General features: G+C 47.7%; 16 protein-coding genes. 11 read left to right on the top strand and 5 right to left on the bottom strand.

From position 1 onward, the window contains the following. Positions 1-36: 36 nt before the first annotated feature. Entirely contained in the window at positions 37-576 is a 540-nt protein-coding gene (locus KNO71_RS05415) for a TVP38/TMEM64 family protein (protein ID WP_078147709.1), read from the top strand. Here KNO71_RS05415 and cls read toward each other — a convergent pair. From cls to KNO71_RS05395, 4 genes are all read right to left on the bottom strand, one after another. Further along, the gene (cls, locus tag KNO71_RS05410) at positions 552-2,081 is read right to left on the bottom strand and encodes a cardiolipin synthase (RefSeq protein ID WP_275060263.1); all 1,530 of its coding nucleotides are present in this window, start codon (positions 2,079-2,081) and stop codon (positions 552-554) included. The two genes, KNO71_RS05415 and cls, sit on opposite strands and share 25 nt — an antisense overlap. Before the next feature lie 55 nt (positions 2,082-2,136). Next, the gene (locus KNO71_RS05405) at positions 2,137-2,472 is read right to left on the bottom strand and encodes a hypothetical protein (RefSeq protein WP_214685401.1); all 336 of its coding nucleotides are present in this window, start codon (positions 2,470-2,472) and stop codon (positions 2,137-2,139) included. Between the two features lie 80 nt (positions 2,473-2,552). Then, positions 2,553-3,737 (bottom strand): chloride channel protein, encoded by a 1,185-nt coding sequence (locus tag KNO71_RS05400; RefSeq protein WP_214685403.1) that lies wholly within the window; start codon positions 3,735-3,737, stop codon positions 2,553-2,555. Positions 3,738-3,917: 180 nt separating this feature from the next. Continuing rightward, complete coding sequence (locus KNO71_RS05395; protein ID WP_078147707.1) at positions 3,918-4,856, bottom strand: EAL domain-containing protein; 939 nt, start codon at positions 4,854-4,856, stop codon at positions 3,918-3,920. Between the two features lie 201 nt (positions 4,857-5,057). Between KNO71_RS05395 and speE the strand changes: the two genes are divergently transcribed. The 4 genes from speE (at position 5,058) to KNO71_RS05375 (ending at position 8,314) form a co-directional block, all read left to right on the top strand. Then, the gene (gene speE, locus KNO71_RS05390) at positions 5,058-5,897 is read left to right on the top strand and encodes a polyamine aminopropyltransferase (RefSeq protein WP_012727429.1); all 840 of its coding nucleotides are present in this window, start codon (positions 5,058-5,060) and stop codon (positions 5,895-5,897) included. Next, positions 5,894-6,775, top strand: a complete 882-nt coding sequence (gene speB / locus KNO71_RS05385; protein WP_012727428.1) for an agmatinase — start codon at positions 5,894-5,896, stop codon at positions 6,773-6,775. The genes speE and speB overlap by 4 nt, the downstream gene beginning before the upstream one ends. Continuing rightward, on the top strand, positions 6,776-7,135 hold the full coding sequence (locus tag KNO71_RS05380) for a Na-translocating system protein MpsC family protein (protein ID WP_214687592.1): 360 nt from the start codon (positions 6,776-6,778) through the stop codon (positions 7,133-7,135). Between the two features lie 222 nt (positions 7,136-7,357). Continuing rightward, positions 7,358-8,314 (top strand): sodium-dependent bicarbonate transport family permease, encoded by a 957-nt coding sequence (locus KNO71_RS05375; protein WP_214687590.1) that lies wholly within the window; start codon positions 7,358-7,360, stop codon positions 8,312-8,314. Between the two features lie 56 nt (positions 8,315-8,370). Here KNO71_RS05375 and KNO71_RS05370 read toward each other — a convergent pair whose 3' ends face one another. Next, entirely contained in the window at positions 8,371-9,123 is a 753-nt protein-coding gene (locus KNO71_RS05370; protein ID WP_012727425.1) for a homing endonuclease associated repeat-containing protein, read from the bottom strand. Positions 9,124-9,519: 396 nt separating this feature from the next. Between KNO71_RS05370 and KNO71_RS05365 the strand changes: the two genes are divergently transcribed. From KNO71_RS05365 to KNO71_RS05340, 6 genes are read left to right on the top strand one after another with little or no spacing between them, the layout of a single operon-like run. Next, complete coding sequence (locus tag KNO71_RS05365; RefSeq protein WP_214687588.1) at positions 9,520-11,430, top strand: polysaccharide biosynthesis protein; 1,911 nt, start codon at positions 9,520-9,522, stop codon at positions 11,428-11,430. Continuing rightward, complete coding sequence (locus KNO71_RS05360) at positions 11,427-12,455, top strand: NAD-dependent epimerase (RefSeq protein ID WP_078147704.1); 1,029 nt, start codon at positions 11,427-11,429, stop codon at positions 12,453-12,455. The genes KNO71_RS05365 and KNO71_RS05360 overlap by 4 nt, the downstream gene beginning before the upstream one ends. After that, the gene (locus KNO71_RS05355; protein WP_214687586.1) at positions 12,455-13,798 is read left to right on the top strand and encodes a phenylacetate--CoA ligase family protein; all 1,344 of its coding nucleotides are present in this window, start codon (positions 12,455-12,457) and stop codon (positions 13,796-13,798) included. The genes KNO71_RS05360 and KNO71_RS05355 overlap by 1 nt, the downstream gene beginning before the upstream one ends. A gap of 17 nt (positions 13,799-13,815) precedes the next feature. Then, positions 13,816-15,168 carry a phenylacetate--CoA ligase family protein gene (locus tag KNO71_RS05350; protein WP_078147702.1) on the top strand — a complete coding sequence of 451 codons (1,353 nt, stop codon included), beginning with the start codon at positions 13,816-13,818 and terminating at the stop codon, positions 15,166-15,168. Positions 15,169-15,194: 26 nt separating this feature from the next. Next, the gene (locus tag KNO71_RS05345) at positions 15,195-16,520 is read left to right on the top strand and encodes a nucleotide sugar dehydrogenase (protein ID WP_214685420.1); all 1,326 of its coding nucleotides are present in this window, start codon (positions 15,195-15,197) and stop codon (positions 16,518-16,520) included. Continuing rightward, positions 16,508-17,638 carry a glycosyltransferase family 4 protein gene (locus KNO71_RS05340; RefSeq protein WP_012727419.1) on the top strand — a complete coding sequence of 377 codons (1,131 nt, stop codon included), beginning with the start codon at positions 16,508-16,510 and terminating at the stop codon, positions 17,636-17,638. Before KNO71_RS05345 ends, KNO71_RS05340 begins: the two co-directional genes overlap by 13 nt. Positions 17,639-17,654 lie beyond the last annotated feature (16 nt).

Raw genomic sequence — 17,654 nt, 5'->3', positions numbered from 1 at the left:
CATGTCATGGTCCTTATTTTGTGAAGAGAAAGAGTGATGATTATGGAATGGGAACTGCTCCCGCTCCCTTTATTTTTGATGATCAGTATTTTACTGAATAGTGTGATTGCGGTCGCCGGTGTCCTCCCTAGTGCTTTTTTGACAGCCATCAATGTGAGTGTCCTCGGTCTCGTACCGGGCATCCTCGTATCGATTGTCGGGGAGGCAGTTGGCGCCGTCGTGAGTTTCATCCTTTATCGGAAAGCCCTACACCGTTATGTTTCTCCGAATGGTAGCCGATTTCAACGGCTTCGGGAGTCCGAAGGAGCCGAGGCTTGGTTTCTCGTCCTCGGGATGCGTCTTATGCCATTCGTTCCTTCTGGTCTCGTCACGTTATCGGCGGCGTTCAGTCGCATGACGCTCGCCTCGTTCGCAGTAGCAAGTACGATTGGAAAGATTCCTGCCTTGATTATGGAAGGACTGGCGGTGACGGCAGCGATGCAGTTAACGATTGGATGGCAATTGTTTTTAGTTGGTGTCGTCGCCATGACGTATCTTGTTTGGCGAATGCGTCAAAGGAGTGGCGAGAAAATGTGACAAAACGCTTCGACGAAACGTTTGCCGGTCGTCTTTTTCCGCAGCATGGTCCAATCGATTAAAATGGATTCATCAAAGTCCTTTAGAAATGCCTCGTGCAGTTCTTGAATGGATGTAGTATCGAATTGGGCAATCATCATCTCGTGGTTGAGAAACATACTACGAAAGTCGAAGTTGGCTGATCCGACGAGGGCAACGTTACCATCAATCAGTAGTGTTTTCGCATGGATGAAATGGCGGTTGTATTTATAAATTTTGATATTGCGCTTCAACAGTTGTTCAAAATAATACTCGGTCGCATGAAAGCTGAACCATTCGTCTCCTTTGCCCGGTACGACGATTCGGACATCGATGCCGCTACGACCTGCGACTTCAAGAATGGCCAATAGTTCAGGCGGGGGGACAAGGTATGGGGTGGTGAGCCAAATCGATTTTTTGGCATCCATCAACAGACGCATGAGTCCATCGCGAATCGTGACGTCTTTACCAGGCGATGTGACGAGTAGTTGTGTCGCTCCGTTTTGCCCTTTTGGTTCATTGACAAAGTACTGAGAGAGGTTCTTTTCATCTGCGAACAGATCCCACGTCTCATCACTCGTCCCTTGTCCTGCGTATAGCCAGTTCTCTACAAAGAGCTGCTGTAATTCTCGGACGAGCGGACCTTCGAGACGGAGGTGAGTGTCACGCCAGAAACCGAGTTTATCATTCTTCCCAAGATATTCATCCCCGACGTTCAACCCGCCTGTTAGCGCGATTCGCCCATCCACGACAATCAGTTTTTGATGGTTGCGGAAGTTGGCGTTAAACACCAGGTACGGATGCAAAACGGGGTCGAACGCCTGAACGTGGACACGGGACTCCCGTAACGGTTGGATAAACTCTTCCCCGATTTCTTGACTGCCGAGTCCGTCATACAGAAAGCGGACAATGACATTTTCATTCGATTTTTGAATGAGGGCGTCTCTAACTTTTAACGAAATGTCATCCGTCCGAAAGAGGTAGTATTGGATGTGGATATGATTGGTTGCACTGTTGATGGCGTCTAATAATGCATCAAATTTCTGTTCACCGTTGACGAGCAGTTTAGTCGAAGTATGACCATCGGCACCGGATGCGCCTAATTTTTCGAGTGTCCGTGTCAACGGGTAAGACGACACAATATCAGGTGAAGTTTCAATTTTCTCGCTTTCGATTGCTTGCCGTAGCATCCGGATCTCTGATGACGTTCGTTTGAAGCGTCGATGACGGCGTGGCGTACGGCCAAACATGACCCATGCCAAGACACCGATGAATGGAATGAAGAAGACGGTCAGTAACCAGGCGAGCTTCCCTTGAGGTTGTACTTGGTCAAATAGAATTTGCCATCCGACGACGAGCGGTGCGATGATGGCGATTCCAATTAATATAGGAATAAGGACGTCGAGCCAGAACAAGAGACCGATAAGCAAGATGACACTGATCACCATGATAATCAGTTGAATTACGCGACGTTTCAAAGGAAACACCACCTTTCTATATTTCGATGAACGATTAAAACGAGGGGGAATTCCCCCTCGTTTTTTAGTACACGCTGTTCAAAACAGCATTGATTTCATCCGCATAGCGAACGAAGAAGTACACATTCACTGCGAGAGAGAACAAGACGAGGAAGAGACCAAACTGTGCTTTGACCCGATTCCGATTCCAATAGTAGAAGACGGACAAGAGCACTGCCAGTCCCACGAATAGAGCGATGACTTCAACGATTCCCCAGACGATATCCTTGGATAAAAACATGTCGACGATTGTCATGATGACATAGATGAAGACGACTATCCCCATGATCACGACTAAAATAGCTAAAATGATGCTAATCCAATCCGAACTAACCGCGTCAATTAGGTTTTCAATGGCCATTTCATATTCGCTTACAACCGTTCCTCCTCTCGAGAGAGTGCATAACTATTCATCTCTTACCCTTTTTTCAATATCTAAAATCAAGCTTTCGCTGGTGGATGGATAAACGATGGAAGTGGAATTTTTGAAACGATCGCAACGACTGCGAATACATAGAGCCAACTATTCGGCGGGAAAAAGAGAACGAGTAATACGATGATGGCCAGCGGTTGTCGCATCGCCGTCGCAAGTAAGGCGCTCGTCGTCAAGACGACGGAAAACGTCATATCGATGTCAAACAGTAAACTGAAAAAGTAACCGAGCGTGAATGAAGAAAAAAGAAGAGGATAGATGTGCCCGCCACGCCAACCGGTCGCTAAACAGAATGCGGTAAAGAGCAGTTTTAGTACACTAAACAAAAGAAGGGTGTAGAGCGGAATCAGACGCCACTCGTCGATATACTCAAGGATGGTTTCTTCTCCGGAGAAGAGAAGGTCCGGGTACAAGAGCGCCATCCCACCGATTCCGACTCCACCGAGCGTGGTGAGCAACAAGATGGGGACGTTCGAAAAGAGTTGCATCATGGCATGTTCACTGATTAAGTAAAGCCAGCCGAGAAGAGTGCCGCTCAGGACGATCAAGATGACGGTCCAATTGAGTTGAATCGTTTCCATCTCCGGAAATTTGATAATGAATGGTGGACGCTCGTCCAGTTGGTTCAATAAATAAAACGTTCCAATCCCGGCGAGTGTCGCCAGCAGATTTAGCATCGGTTGTTTCTTCTGCTCGTTCTCCTCAGCCGCAATCGCACCAAACAGTGGTGCGTTGAAGACGATCCCGAGCACGACGGCATGACCGACTTCTTGTAATTCTCCTAATTCTTGACGGACGTGACGGATGCGATCCGAAAACCATGTTGTGAGTCCGCCGACGATGCCGACGAGCGCGGCCTCAGGACCGAGGCTTGCACCTCCGATGAGGACGAGAAGGGCGGTCAACGTTGTGAATCCAATCAAGCGATAGTCGATACGACCGGTATCTTTTCGTTCCTCCATCACTTCTGGCATGAGACGAGGCATTCGTCCATACCGACGTTGCAACAGACCGATGCATACACCGGCGATGACCGGCACGAGAAACAGATAAAAAGGAATATCAAATTGCTTAGGTACTGTGTGCCATACAACGTGAATCCCTTTATAAACGACAGATAGGAACAGCCAACTTACTAAACCGATGATGACTCCAAGTGCAATTGCATACCCACTGACAATCCATGATTTCATCGACATCTCCACCTCTTTCGCTCACATCAACCTTCTATAATATGCTATCTCCTGAACATCTCTGAACGAAACCTAAAAGTAGATGAAACCATAAGGGGAGGGCGACACAATTTCTGTGACTAAAAAAGAAAAGCACCGGATGTCGACGAAGTCGATTCCTGTGCTTTTGAACGTGATGACTTATGTGATTTCAATCTTGTATTGATTGGCAGGAGCCGGTTTTCCGAAGAAATATCCTTGCGCTAAATCGAATCCGAGCTCACGACAGACATCTGCTTCTTCCATACGTTCTATCCCTTCAGCAAGAAGGGTGATGCCCATCGAATGGGTTAACGCACGCACTTGTTTGAGGAAAGCGCGTTTTTCAGCGTCTTCATCACAAAACGAGATATAGGAACGGTCAATTTTGACATAGTCCGGTTCAAGTCGCTTCAACATATCGATTGTCGAGAAGCCTGCCCCGACATCGTCTAATGCAACTTTCATCCCCCGCTTTTTATATGTCGAAAATACGTGTTGGAGATGATCGACGTCATGTACCTTCTCCGTCTCCACGACTTCAAAGATAAAGCGGTCTGGGCTGAGGTCATATCGGTCAATGATGTCAAACGTGTGCTGGAGACAATAGTCCGGGTTATAAATGGTCGAAGGTAAGAAGTTGATGAACGTCTTTTGCTGAGGGGCGACGGCTTCAAACGTTGCTTTGATTGCTTCCGCGCGGGCACGTTGATCGAGTTTCGAATGGAGACCGAAGCGGTTTGCCGTCCGGAATAGGTCACCAGGTGAGATGTTGGCGCTACTGCGGAGGAGCGCTTCATATCCGAACGTTTCCGTTGAATCGAGGAAGATAATCGGTTGGAGATGACTCTCGAACGTGCCGTGCTGAATCTGTTCAATGATGTGCCGATGTGCAAGCTGATCTTTTAGTGCTTCGACCTCAAGTGGAGGTGTCTGACTGTTGGAGTTATAATCGACACAGTAAACCGTCCCTTCCGCATGCAGAAGGAGCGTATCGAGTTCTTCAAACGTTTTGTAAGAGTATTCCTTGAATTTCGTGACGAGTGTTCCTTGAGCAATCAAAGGAATGGTTGTGTTACAAGCAGCACAGGGTGACCACATACTATTCCACCTTTCGATTCAGAATTGGTTCAATCAGTATATCGGCAACGTATCACAAAAAACTCACATTCAAGACCGATCCCGCAAAAAAATCGTGCAAAATGGGTACAGGTTTTGTATACTTCCTATCGTATGATTAAGAAGCGCCTCAAAACGCCACTCGCATACGAACAACTTTTTGAACAGAAAGGGGTTCTATCGATGGACCAAAAATTAAAATTATGGTTTACGGAGCACCAAACAGAAGATTACGGGATTACGTTCCGTGTAAACCACGTTTATGAGAGCGAACAAACGGAGTTTCAACGACTAGAGATGGTCGAAACGGACGAGTTCGGAACGATGTTGTTACTTGACGGGATGGTCATGACGACGGATAAGGACGAATTCGTCTATCACGAGATGGTCGCACACGTCCCACTCTTTACACACCCGAATCCGAAGCATGTGCTCGTAGTCGGTGGGGGAGACGGCGGTGTCATCCGTGAAATTATGAAACACCCATCAGTAGAAAAAGCGGTTCTCGTAGATATCGACGGGAAAGTTATTGAATATTCGAAGAAATACTTACCAAATATTGCGGGTGAGCTCGACAACCCGCGTGTTGAAGTCATCGTCGGTGACGGATTCATGCATATCGCGAAGTCAGAAAACGAGTACGATGTCATCATGGTCGACTCGACTGAACCGGTCGGACCAGCAGCCAACCTCTTCACAAAAGGGTTCTATGCAGGGATTTCAAAAGCGCTCAAAGAGGATGGCATCTTTGTGGCTCAAACGGATAACCCATGGTTCACACCAGAACTCATCCAAACGGTTCAACGTGACGTGAAGGAAATCTTCCCAATCACGAAATTGTACACAGCAAACGTACCAACGTACCCGAGCGGCATGTGGACGTTCACGATCGGCTCGAAGAAATACGACCCGGAACAAGTATCAGCGGAGCGTTTCCATGACATCGAAACGAAGTACTACACGCCGAAGCTTCACAATGCAGCGTTCGTCCTTCCGAAATTCGTGGAGGACTTAACAAAATGATTAAGCGTTTCGATGAAGCCTACTCAGGTAAAGTGTTTATCGCCAGCCTCCCAGAGGTGACAGAGGCGAAGACGGTTCTTTACGGGATGCCGATGGACTGGACAGTCAGCTTCCGTCCAGGCTCGCGTTTCGGTCCGAACCGGATTCGTGAAGTATCGATTGGACTCGAGGAATATAGCCCATATTTAGACGGTGACTTGGCTGATGCCGCGGTGTACGATGCAGGAGATATCCCGCTTCCATTCGGGAACGCACCGAAGTCGCTCGATATGATCGAGGCGTTCGTCAAAGATGTCGTCAAAGCAGGCAAGTTCCCACTCGGCATGGGTGGTGAGCACCTTGTCACATGGCCGATCATCAAAGCGATGCACGACGTGTACGGCAACGACTTTGTCATCCTCCACTTGGATGCGCATACGGACCTTCGGGATGAGTATGAAGGCGAGCCGCTCTCACACTCGACTCCGCTCAAAAAAGCGGCAAACTTGATTGGACCATCGAACTGCTATTCGTTCGGAATCCGTTCAGGGATGAAAGAAGAGTTTGAGTGGGCACGTGAAGTCGGCTACAACATGCATCAGTTTGAAGTGATCGAACCACTCAAGCGCGTCTTGCCGACACTCGCTGGTAAAAAAGTATATGTCACGATCGACATCGACGTCCTCGACCCGTCAGCGGCACCAGGGACAGGGACACAAGAAATCGGTGGCATCTCAACGAAAGAATTGCTCGAAGCGGTACATGCGATTGCAAACGCAGACCTCGACATCATCGGTGCCGACCTTGTCGAAGTGTCACCAGCATACGATCAGTCAGACATGACAGCCATCGCAGCAGCTAAGATTCTTCGTGAGATGATGATTGGATTCGTGAAGTAAATGCGGAAAAAGGGTCAGCTGGAAATGGAAATGAGCGCTCGGATTACCCAATGGGAGAAAGAATATTTGGGTCGCGGGTCATTGACGTGTAAGGCAGACCTGCTTCGAGATCTCGCCATCGTCACACTCCAAGGCGTGTTGACGCCGGCCGAGTATGACTTGGCTACTAAGTCGTCAGGTCGCGAGCAATTGAAGAAATATCGCAACAATCTCGTCGAATCAGGACGGAGTCAACTCGAAACGATTGTCGGGCAAGTACTTGGTCGTTCGATTGTCTCGCTCCATACGGACATCAGTACGAAAACAGGGGAGCGTCTCATCGTGTTCCGACTAGATGCCCCTTGGGATCAAACCGATTGACAACGAAACGTTACATTCTTAAAATGAAAGGTAGAGACGTATATAGGAGCGACTGGACGAGTCATGATGAAGCGTGCTTTCGAAATCTTATGACGGAGCTACTGACCAATTCAATAAACCGACAGTTGTCGGCCTGATGGAGCGATCATTCGAGCCGTCGGCATACAGCGCACGCCTTCTTTAGGTGTGCGCTTTTTTGTCGCTAAGCAAGGAGGAAGATGTATGGAATTGTTTTTATTTTTATTGACGAGCGCCCCGGTACTACTGTTCGTGACGGGCGTCATCGCCGCAGTCGGAAAATCAAACTTAAAGATCCCGGATTCGCTGAGTACGACGCTCAACATTTACTTACTGCTTGCCATTGGACTAAAGGGAGGCATGGGACTCGCCTCGGTATCTTTTGAAGACATCGCATTACCGCTGACCGTGACGCTGTTGATTGGAATTTTGCTACCGCTTCTCGCATTTTATGTCGGAGGAATGTTCAAATTCTCATTCCCTGAGCGAATTGCCATGGCTGCGACGTTCGGCTCGGTGTCACTCGTCACCTATGTAGCAGCATCGACACAGCTCGAGCGTCTCGGGATTGCGTACGAGCCGTTCATGACAACACTAGTCGTCGTCCTTGAAATTCCCGGCCTGATTGTGGCGTTACTGCTGTATAATCAGACACACGTGATGGGAATCACGGCTACGTCAGGGAAGGCGAACTCTCTATCGGTGTTGCGGGAGAGTTTGTTCTCGAAAAGTATTCTCTTGATGTTTGCAGGTCTGATTGTTGGACTGGTGACACCAGACGCCACACCGCTCAAACCATTTTTCGTCGACTTGTTCCCGGGCGTTTTACTCTTATTCTTACTAGGTCTAGGAATGAAAGTCGGACAGCAGTTGAAAACGGTCCCGTCATATGGACTAAAATTTATGATGATGGGGATGGTGTTTCCGTTAGTCGGAGCACTTGTCGGCTTTTTTGCAGCGGGGATTGCCAATTTATCTGACGGCGGAACGATCCTCTTGATGACACTCGCAGCGAGTGGGTCGTATATCGCCGCTCCCGCCATGTTACAAGCCTCGGTCCCAGAAGCGAAACCATCATTTTATTTGACCCTTTCGCTAGCTGTCACGTTCCCGTTCAACCTGTTAGTTGGAATCCCGCTATACATTGCAATCGTCACATGAAAAAAGCGTCGACTCGAAAAGAGTCGGCGCTTTTTGTATGAGTTCATCTGTATGAGCTACTGTTTTACTTTTTGCTCCTCCATACATTTTAACGCGGCCGTCCAGCTTCCGAACAAAGCATTGATCGTCGATGTGCTCGGGACGTTTCGACCTTCGGCCCATTTCCGGTAGTGGAGGATACTAAAGTGCGGGAGCTCCGTTTTGGCTAACTGCAAGGCATCAATGACATCTTCCTCATCCCATTTACGTTTCGGTGGAGCGATATCCAAGACAAAAAGCGCATAGCTCCATGAACCGTATTTACGAGCGATTGTCGCTACCGTCGGATAGCCTTTTTCTTGTGCCCATACGGCGTAATGTTGGGACGTGAGGCGCTCTAGCTTTTCAGAGGCTTCAATCAAGGCTTGAATGATCCGTTCTTCATTGTTCCGTACCGTCGTCGTTTGAAGCTTGGCTTCGCGTAACGCATTCGACCACGAACCGAACCGGCTACTGATGAGCGTCAAGGAAGGGGCTTGAGAGATTTTTGCCCAGGCACGATACGTTTGGCTCGTGAAGAGCTCAAGTTCTTCTGATGCCTCAATCAGTGCCGTCAAAATGTCTTCATCTGAATAATAACGATACAACATCTTAATCTCCGCCGCTTGAACGGCTTCCCGCCAAGAACCAAATTTGTAAATCACGGTCGATAGGGAAGGAACGTCTTTGTTTCGGGCCCATAGTGTGTACTGTTTTGTGTCAAATTCTTCAAGTTCATTCGCTGCTTGTCTTAGGCATGAGAGGATCTGTTGCTCTGTCCATCGTTTCATCGTGATGTCTCTCCTTTTCAGAAGCAAGTCGTGGCTTCAAAGGTCATGGTGTGGTTAAACAATGGTGGTCCTGAAGGAAAGCTCGAATATGTGTCCGGTGACGAGATATGAAAAGGGAGGAACCTGAATCGATTGACTACTTTGGGAGAATGCGACATTCGCAAAATCTCAAAGTGAAAATAATCCAAATGTCCTACCTTCTACTTCCCATAATACCCATATAAATTAAAAATATTCACAAAAGAAAGTAAGAACTCATTACACATTTGTTAAACCGTTTCATGACGAAATGTCATTCGTATCAAAAAGCTATTCTTTTCTTTTGGATTGTGAATCTTGAACGGGTACTTATCTAGCATCAACTCGAAGCTGATTGGGATGGAAGGTGGTGAAAGGATGAGTACTCCAACTGTTCGGTCTCCCATTGATCGAAAAAATGCGCTCTTGATGTTACTCGATATCACGATTGCAGGGCTCGCGATTTTTGTGACGTTTGACCTATTCTTTGTGAATGATCCGACGGTAACGTCTGACCCGCTAGATTTGATCACGATTCTCGGATTGAAGACGCTCGTTCTTCTCATTTTAGGATGGGTGACTCGGGTATACCGAATCGACTGGCGATATGGATCGATGCGTGAGCTGCAACTACTGGCGATTGTGTTGGTCATGAGTGACACGTTCGTCTTATTCGCATCATACGTATTATTGGATGGCTTTTCCTATCAAGCAATTTTTATTCAAAGCTTACTCGCATTTAACGGAATGTTATTTATCCGACTCGTTGCTAGGACACAATCGTTTTTCCGATTTCACGCACCGGTGTCGAATGGAAAAGCTACCTTGGTTATCGGTGGTGGGGAATCGGGTCAAAAAATCATTAAAGAACTGAAAGAGCATCGAACGAATGTGCTGCATGTGGTCGGGGTGTTGGATGATAATCCATTGCTTCACCGTCTCTACATTCACGGGACACCGGTCATCGGTTCAATCGATTTATTAGAACGCAAAATTGAAGAGCTGAATATCGAAGTGGTTGTGTTGGCCATTCCTTCTCTTCCTTACGGAGATCGGGTCCAACTTTTGAAACGAATCGAGAAGACAGGCGTCGAATCCCATGCACTGCCAATGCTTGCGGAACTCGCATCCGGAAAAGTCTCATTAAATGAGATTCGAGAAGTGGCCATCGAAGATTTGCTCGGCCGTGAACCGGTTCAGCTCGATGTTTCGGAGATTTCTCAAACGTTGAGTGGATTAACCATTTTCATCTCCGGTGCAGGAGGCTCGATTGGTTCAGAGCTTTGCCGTCAATTGATGAAATTCAATCCTGGCAAACTCATCCTGTTTGGACATGGCGAGAATAGCATATATGCAATCGATCGCGAACTCCGCTTACTCGGGTCTGATACAGAGATTTGTCCCGTCATCGGTGACGTCCAAGACCGGGCGCGGGTGATGGAAGTGTTTGATCAGTATCGACCGGACGTTGTCTATCATGCGGCAGCTCACAAGCACGTTCCGCTCATGGAAGACAATCCGAGAGAGGCAGTGAAAAACAATATTTACGGAACGAAGAATATGGTCGAAGCCGCCGATTTCTTTGAAGTGAAGCGGTTCGTCATGATCTCTACGGATAAGGCGGTCAATCCGACGAACGTGATGGGTGCCACGAAACGAGTAGCAGAAATGATTGTCCAACAGCAGGCGCGACATAGCGAAACGACATTCTCGGTCGTTCGTTTCGGCAACGTCTTAGGAAGTCGTGGCTCCGTCGTTCCGCTCTTTAAAGAACAAATTCAACGGGGCGGACCGATTACGGTGACGCATCCAGAGATGACCCGATACTTTATGACCATCCCGGAAGCGAGTCGCCTCGTCATTCAAGCGAGCGTACGCGCAAACGGCGGCGAAGTGTTCGTACTAGATATGGGAAATCCCGTCAAAATCGTGGACTTGGCGAAACGGATGATTACACTGAGCGGTTTCACCCTCGAACAAATCCCGATTCATTTCAGTGGCATTCGTCCTGGTGAGAAGCTGTTCGAAGAACTGCTCGCAACGAGCGAACATACGAATCAAGTATATGAAAAGATTTTCGTCGGTTGTACAAGACCCTTTAAATCGGTTGATCCGATTTTGAAAACGATTGAATATCTACTCGATCAATCGAATGGACTCACTTCTTTCTTGTTGTTTGTCGCAAACAACGAACTGCCAGAAGAAGTGATGGAAAGTATTTTTGCGCCACAAATCGAACCGGTACGGATGCGAGTCAACGAGTCAACGCAAAGGAGGAAGTCGTTATGAAAAAAACAGTTCTCGTGACCGGAGTGGCCGGGTTCATCGGTTTTCATCTGGCTCGACGGTTGCTAAAAGAAGGACATCATGTCATCGGGATCGATGTGGTCAATGACTATTACGACCCGAGATTAAAAGAATCAAGACTTCATGTGTTGACGCATCCTCGTTTCAAACTCTATCGTGATGCCCTAGAAAATAAGATGGCGATCACGCGTGTCTTTGAAAAAAATCAACCTCAAATCGTGGTCAATTTGGCGGCTCAGGCCGGTGTACGCTACAGCTTAGAAAATCCGGATGCCTATATTCAATCCAACATCGTTGGTTTCTTGAACATCTTGGAGTCTTGTCGTTTCTATCCAGTAGAGCAGTTGATTTATGCCTCATCGAGTTCGGTTTACGGTTCGAATCAGGCGATGCCATTTTCCGAACAACATCCGGTCGATCATCCGCTATCCTTGTATGCGGCTTCGAAGAAGGCGAATGAGTTGATGGCTCATACGTACAGCCATTTGTTCGGTCTGAAAACGACAGGCTTGCGATTCTTCAGCGTCTATGGGCCATGGGGACGCCCCGATATGGCACTATACAAATTTACGGAGGCGATTTTAAAAGGTGAGCCAATCGATGTCTACAACTACGGTGAGATGGAACGAGATTTCACATACATCGACGACATCATCGAGTCGATTGTCCGACTTATGGATATCGCACCGTTGGCAGATGAGGAGTTTGACTATGAACATCCTCTACCTGACCGGAGCGACGTTCCGTTTCGTGTCTATAACATTGGAAATCAGCAACCGGTATCCTTGATGGACTTTATTCGGACGATCGAAGAGCGAGTCGAGAAAAAGGCCATCCTCCGCTTGTTACCACTTCAGGCGGGAGATGTACCCGCGAGTTTTGCCGATTCCTCCTCTTTATATGAATCGATTGACTTTCAACCACAGACGTCGATTCGCGATGGCGTAAACGCGTTTATCGACTGGTACATCGCCTATCATCAAGTGTTGAAGGAGGGCATCGAGTAATGGGGATTTTACAGGATCGGATTTATGCACACTCACCGATTCGCCTCCAAAATTGGCTGGTTTCCTTATATGGAATCAAGTTATATCGGGAGCGATACGGTCAGTATTATGAGCAGGAATTGGAGCGACTGAGACGTGCTCCAAATGAAGCGTCACCTGATGCAAAACTCAATCACTTGAACCAGTTTCTACAGTTTTGTAATCAACACAACGTGTACTATCAGCGACTCTTCAAAAAACACGGGGTTACCTTACCCTTAAAGAGCTTAGAAGACTTTAAGCGGATTCCCCCTTTGGAGAAAGAGACGCTTCGAACGGATGAGACCATCTTTTCTAACCTTCATGCCCCGATCATCGGCATGACGGGCGGGACGACGGGTAAATCGATTCAGGTTCGTTTCACCGAATACGATTATCAAATGCGAATGGCGCATCTCGATTTTTTTAAAGAACAACATGGTTTTCGCCGTGGGATGAAGCGAGCTAGTTTTACAGGACGGATGATTTGTCCAGGTAATCAAAAGAATGCGGTGTATTGGCGGTACAATGCCCCGATGAAGCAAATGCTCTACTCGGTCGTGCATTCGAATCCGACGACGATTCCACACTACATCGATTCGTTGAACGAATTTCAACCGGCCGCACTCGACGGTTCACCTTCCGATATGATTGAAATCGTAAAATATTTGAAAACCCATCAAAAGACGTTATCGTTCCGACCGGTGGCTTTATTTCCGACCTCGGAGACGCTCACACCATCCGGACGCTTGTTGTTAGAAGAGATGTTCCAAGCGCCGGTTTACGATCAATATGCTTCTTCGGAAGGGGCTCCTATCGTTACGGAGTGTGAGTGCGGGAAGATGCACTTACGCCCTGAGATGGGAATCATCGAGACGGATGCGTTTGGAGAGGCACTCGTCACCAGTTTCACGACGCACGGAACACCGCTGATTCGCTACCGCATTGGCGATCGGATGACCATCAGTGAAGCGATGTGTCCATGTGGACGACAGGACACCATCATCGAGTCAATCGATGGTCGTCAAATGAACTATGTTGAGACGCCGGAAGGCTATAAGGTGTTTGAAGGGGATTTGACGGCAGCGGTCGGCGTGCTGCCGAACTCCATTATTCAAATCCAAGTGTTGCAACACAAAATAGACGAAATTGAGATGCTGTACGTGAAGGATGAGGCACGATTTGAGCCTGAACATGAAGTCGCGCTCCAAAAAGAAGTCGAGCGACTGTTTACTTCACGGATGAAAGTTCTTCTACGAGATGTGAAAAGCATCAAGAAAGAAAAGAACGGAAAAGTCCGAGTCGTGAAACGACTCTACACTTAGCGAGAGGAGACTACACCATGGCAGGGTTTGCGCTTCGTGATTTATACATGAGATCACCGATTCGATTACAACAATGGATGACGACATTGTATGGAATGAAACTATGGCAAGAACGGTACGGACGCACATATGAGCGTGAGTTAGTCGTTTTAGCCAATCGTCCAAAAGATGGGGTACTTGTCGCAGCCGATCAGTTGAAGCGACTCAATGCGTTTCTTGAATTCTGTGCGACGCACAATGCATATTATCAAAAACTGTTTGAAGAAAATGAGATTGTTCTTCCCCTTCAATCGATGGAAGAGTTGAAGCGCATCCCGATCCTCGAAAAAGAAACAGTTCGGAAAAATCCGGACATCCACTCGAACATCAAAACAGACATTCTTGGACGAACCGGTGGAACGACAGGGACGTCCCTACAAGTTCATTTTACGAAAGAAGACTATCAAAGACGTATGGCCCACGTCGACTTTTTCAAAGCGCAACACGGGTTTGTCAGAGGAATGAAACGAGCGAGTTTCACAGGACGGAAAATTTGTAATCCAAATCAAGAAAAACCTGTATTTTGGCGCTACAATCGACCGCTCAATCAACTGCTATTCTCGCTCTATCATGTCAATCCTCAGACCATCCCTCATTACATCGACGCATTAAATCGATTCAAGCCAGTCGTATTAGACAGTGCACCGTCTGCCATGATTGAAATCGCGAAATACATCAAAGAAAATCAGGTTCCACTTGAATTTCAATTACTGGCTATTTTTCCGACTGCCGAAACGATTACGCCTCAAGGAAGAGCCATCTTAGAAGAGGCGTTTAATGCCCCGGTATTTGATCAGTACGCGTCTTCTGAAGGCGCGCCGATTTTAACGGAATGTACTCATGGCAATATGCATCTCCACCACGAAACAGGCGTGATCGAGTCGTATGGGGATCACGAGGAAATTTTAGTGACGAGCTTTACGACCCATGGGACACCGCTCGTTCGTTACCGGATTGGCGATCGGATGAAAATTGGAGAGGGGACATGTGCTTGTGGACAGGGAGGAACATTCGTCACTTCCATTGAGGGACGCGAAAGCAATTATGTACTCACTCCGAACAAACAAAAAATCTACGAAGGAGATTTGACGACCGTTGTCCGAGTGTTACCCAACTCGGTCATCCAAACGCAGTATCGGCAACATGATTTGTATCATATCGAATTAAAATACGTCCCGGATCTTGAACGTTTCAAGCCAGAACATGAAGAGATTATGAGGAGCGAGCTTGAACTACTGTTCGGCAAAGAGGTCGTGATTACGTTGACCGCCGTGCAATCGATTCCTCGGGGACCGAATGGAAAACTCATTGTGATTGATAAAACCGCATAATTCCGAATCTCAGGAGGCAGATGGACATGGATAAACTCATCTCAGAATCACGTACAACACGAAAAACCATTGCCAATCGTCAGGTAGCTGTTGTCGGACTAGGATATGTCGGACTCCCTGTCGCTGTTGCGTTAGGTGGCGTAGGAGACGTCATCGGAGTAGACATCAATGAAACGCGTATCAATGAGCTTACCCTTCATCTCGACAGCACGCGAGAAGTTGAATCAGTAGACCTTGAGCAAGCAGCGGTCTTATATACGACGGATGTCGCCAAACTTGAAGAGGCGGATTTCATTATCGTGGCTGTGCCGACACCGATCAATGATCAAAATCAACCAGATTTAGGACCGATTTGTAGCGCGACTCGTGCTGTTGGGGCGCATTTGCGACCGGGCACGATTGTCGTATACGAATCTACGGTCTATCCGGGACTGACAGAGGAAGAGTGTATCCCATTACTTGAAAAAACATCGGGTCTCCGGGCCGGGATTGATTTTAAAGTCGGCTACTCTCCAGAACGAATTAATCCGGGCGACCGTGAGCATACATTCCGCACAATCAAAAAAGTCGTAGCTGCCGAGGATGAAGAAACACTCGATGTGGTAGCGGCTGTTTATGAGACGGTAGTCGATGCCGGCGTTCATCGCGCTTCCTCGATTAAAGTGGCTGAGGCGGCCAAAGTGATCGAGAATACACAGCGCGATTTGAACATCGCGTTGATGAATGAATTGGCCATCATCTTCGATCGCATGAACATCGACACGCTCGAGGTGTTAGAGGCTGCTGGGACGAAATGGAACTTCCTAAACTTCCGACCAGGTCTAGTCGGTGGACATTGTATCGGCGTCGACCCATTCTATTTGACGATGAAGTCTGAAATGCTTGGTTATCATCCGGAAGTGATTTTAGCAGGTCGTCGAATCAACGAGACGATGGGACGTTTCGTCGCCACATCACTGATTAAAACGATGATTAGTCAAAACATGGCCATTCTCGGAGCACGTGTGACGGTCCTCGGGATGTCCTTCAAAGAGAACGTCAGTGATATTCGCAATTCGAAAGTGGCTTCCTTGATTCGAGAGGTCGAGGAGTTCGGCTTAGAAGTGCAAGTGTGTGACCCGCTCGTCGATTCGGAAGAGGTACGCCGCGAATATGGAATCGACGTCAAATCATACTGTGACTTAAAACCAGCGGATGTCGTCATCTATGCCGTGTCTCACGATGAATTCGTTCAAGAGGGTTGGACGATTGCGAAACGCCAGCTGAAGTTAGGTCGTGGCATCGTCATTGACTTGAAAGGCATGCTCGATCGCGCGATGAAGCCGGAGGAGGTGCACTTATGGCGCCTTTAAAGATTCTCCAGTTCTGCGCTGTCGATATGACAGCGGATGTGTTGCTACGTCCTCTCATTGAGTCGCTGAAGGCGGAAGGACACGAAGTCGACGTCGCATGTGCTTACGGTGATCGGACGGATCGTCTTCGGGACGAAGGATGGGTCATTCATACGTTGCCAATCGATCGAAAGTTTAGCCCGAAGCGTAATCTACAGACCATTCAAGAGTTGGTGAGGTTATTGCGCCGCGAAAAATATGATGCCATTCACGTCCACACCCCGGTGGCCGCAGCGTTAGGAAGAGTTGCGGCCCGCATTGCCAGGACACCACATATTCTCTATACCGCACATGGATTTTACTTCCACGAACGAATGGGTCGAATCGCATACGAACTCGTCTTCTGGTTAGAGAAATCACTCGCGGCATTAGCGACCGATTGGTTGTTGCTCCAAAGCGAGGAAGATTACTCACTCGCTAAAACAAGACATTTCAAAGAGGACGAACGATTGATGCATCTCGGAAACGGGATTGATTTAAATCGATTTTATCCGACAGAGAAACACATTTCCCCAGAACATTTAAAGTTCTTGTTTGTCGGAAGGCTCGTTCAAGAAAAAGGAATCCTAGATTTACTTCAGGCGTTCGATGAACTGACGAAACGCTATCCGAACGCGACGTTGACGATTGCTGGAGAGTTGATGACGAGTGAACGTGATCAAGAGACGGCGAAACAAGTCGAGGCGCATTTAGCCCAAAATCCACAGATTCATTACGCCGGATTCGTTCGGGATACCCCCTCTTTATTTGCAGCACACGACGTCTTTTTACTTCCCTCTTATCGTGAAGGATTGCCACGCTCTATTCTTGAAGCCATGGCGTCCGGATTACCTGTCATCGCTACCGATATCCGTGGCTGTCGAGAAGAAGTCACGGATGGGGAAACCGGCTTTCTCGTTCCCGTCGGTCGACCTGAGGCACTGACCTTGGCGATGCGCTGGTTCATTGAACATCCTGAACAGTGTTATTCATTCGGGCAACGTGGTCGCGAAGTGGTCGAAGAAAAATTTGACGAAACGAAAATTTTAAGTCGTCAACTTCACCTGTTCGCACAAATTAGTAGCCGTGAAGTGGGATGAACCGATACGTCAATCA

It is taken from the genome of Exiguobacterium sp. s163 (assembly GCF_018617135.1).
In the GTDB taxonomy this organism is placed as follows: domain Bacteria; phylum Bacillota; class Bacilli; order Exiguobacteriales; family Exiguobacteriaceae; genus Exiguobacterium; species Exiguobacterium profundum.
This window is presented reverse-complemented; position numbering and strand designations above follow the sequence as displayed.

What these genes read in the sequence shown, in the direction of transcription:
- KNO71_RS05415 (WP_078147709.1), top strand. Translation starts at nt 37, where the DNA reads ATGATTATGGAATGGGAACTGCTCCCGCTCCCTTTATTTTTGATGATC.
- KNO71_RS05405 (WP_214685401.1), bottom strand. Translation starts at nt 2,472, where the DNA reads ATGGCCATTGAAAACCTAATTGACGCGGTTAGTTCGGATTGGATTAGC.
- KNO71_RS05400 (WP_214685403.1), bottom strand. Translation starts at nt 3,737, where the DNA reads ATGAAATCATGGATTGTCAGTGGGTATGCAATTGCACTTGGAGTCATC.
- KNO71_RS05395 (WP_078147707.1), bottom strand. Translation starts at nt 4,856, where the DNA reads ATGTGGTCACCCTGTGCTGCTTGTAACACAACCATTCCTTTGATTGCT.
- speE (WP_012727429.1), top strand. Translation starts at nt 5,058, where the DNA reads ATGGACCAAAAATTAAAATTATGGTTTACGGAGCACCAAACAGAAGAT.
- speB (WP_012727428.1), top strand. Translation starts at nt 5,894, where the DNA reads ATGATTAAGCGTTTCGATGAAGCCTACTCAGGTAAAGTGTTTATCGCC.
- KNO71_RS05380 (WP_214687592.1), top strand. Translation starts at nt 6,776, where the DNA reads ATGCGGAAAAAGGGTCAGCTGGAAATGGAAATGAGCGCTCGGATTACC.
- KNO71_RS05375 (WP_214687590.1), top strand. Translation starts at nt 7,358, where the DNA reads ATGGAATTGTTTTTATTTTTATTGACGAGCGCCCCGGTACTACTGTTC.
- KNO71_RS05370 (WP_012727425.1), bottom strand. Translation starts at nt 9,123, where the DNA reads ATGAAACGATGGACAGAGCAACAGATCCTCTCATGCCTAAGACAAGCA.
- KNO71_RS05365 (WP_214687588.1), top strand. Translation starts at nt 9,520, where the DNA reads ATGAGTACTCCAACTGTTCGGTCTCCCATTGATCGAAAAAATGCGCTC.
- KNO71_RS05360 (WP_078147704.1), top strand. Translation starts at nt 11,427, where the DNA reads ATGAAAAAAACAGTTCTCGTGACCGGAGTGGCCGGGTTCATCGGTTTT.
- KNO71_RS05355 (WP_214687586.1), top strand. Translation starts at nt 12,455, where the DNA reads ATGGGGATTTTACAGGATCGGATTTATGCACACTCACCGATTCGCCTC.
- KNO71_RS05350 (WP_078147702.1), top strand. Translation starts at nt 13,816, where the DNA reads ATGGCAGGGTTTGCGCTTCGTGATTTATACATGAGATCACCGATTCGA.
- KNO71_RS05345 (WP_214685420.1), top strand. Translation starts at nt 15,195, where the DNA reads ATGGATAAACTCATCTCAGAATCACGTACAACACGAAAAACCATTGCC.
- KNO71_RS05340 (WP_012727419.1), top strand. Translation starts at nt 16,508, where the DNA reads ATGGCGCCTTTAAAGATTCTCCAGTTCTGCGCTGTCGATATGACAGCG.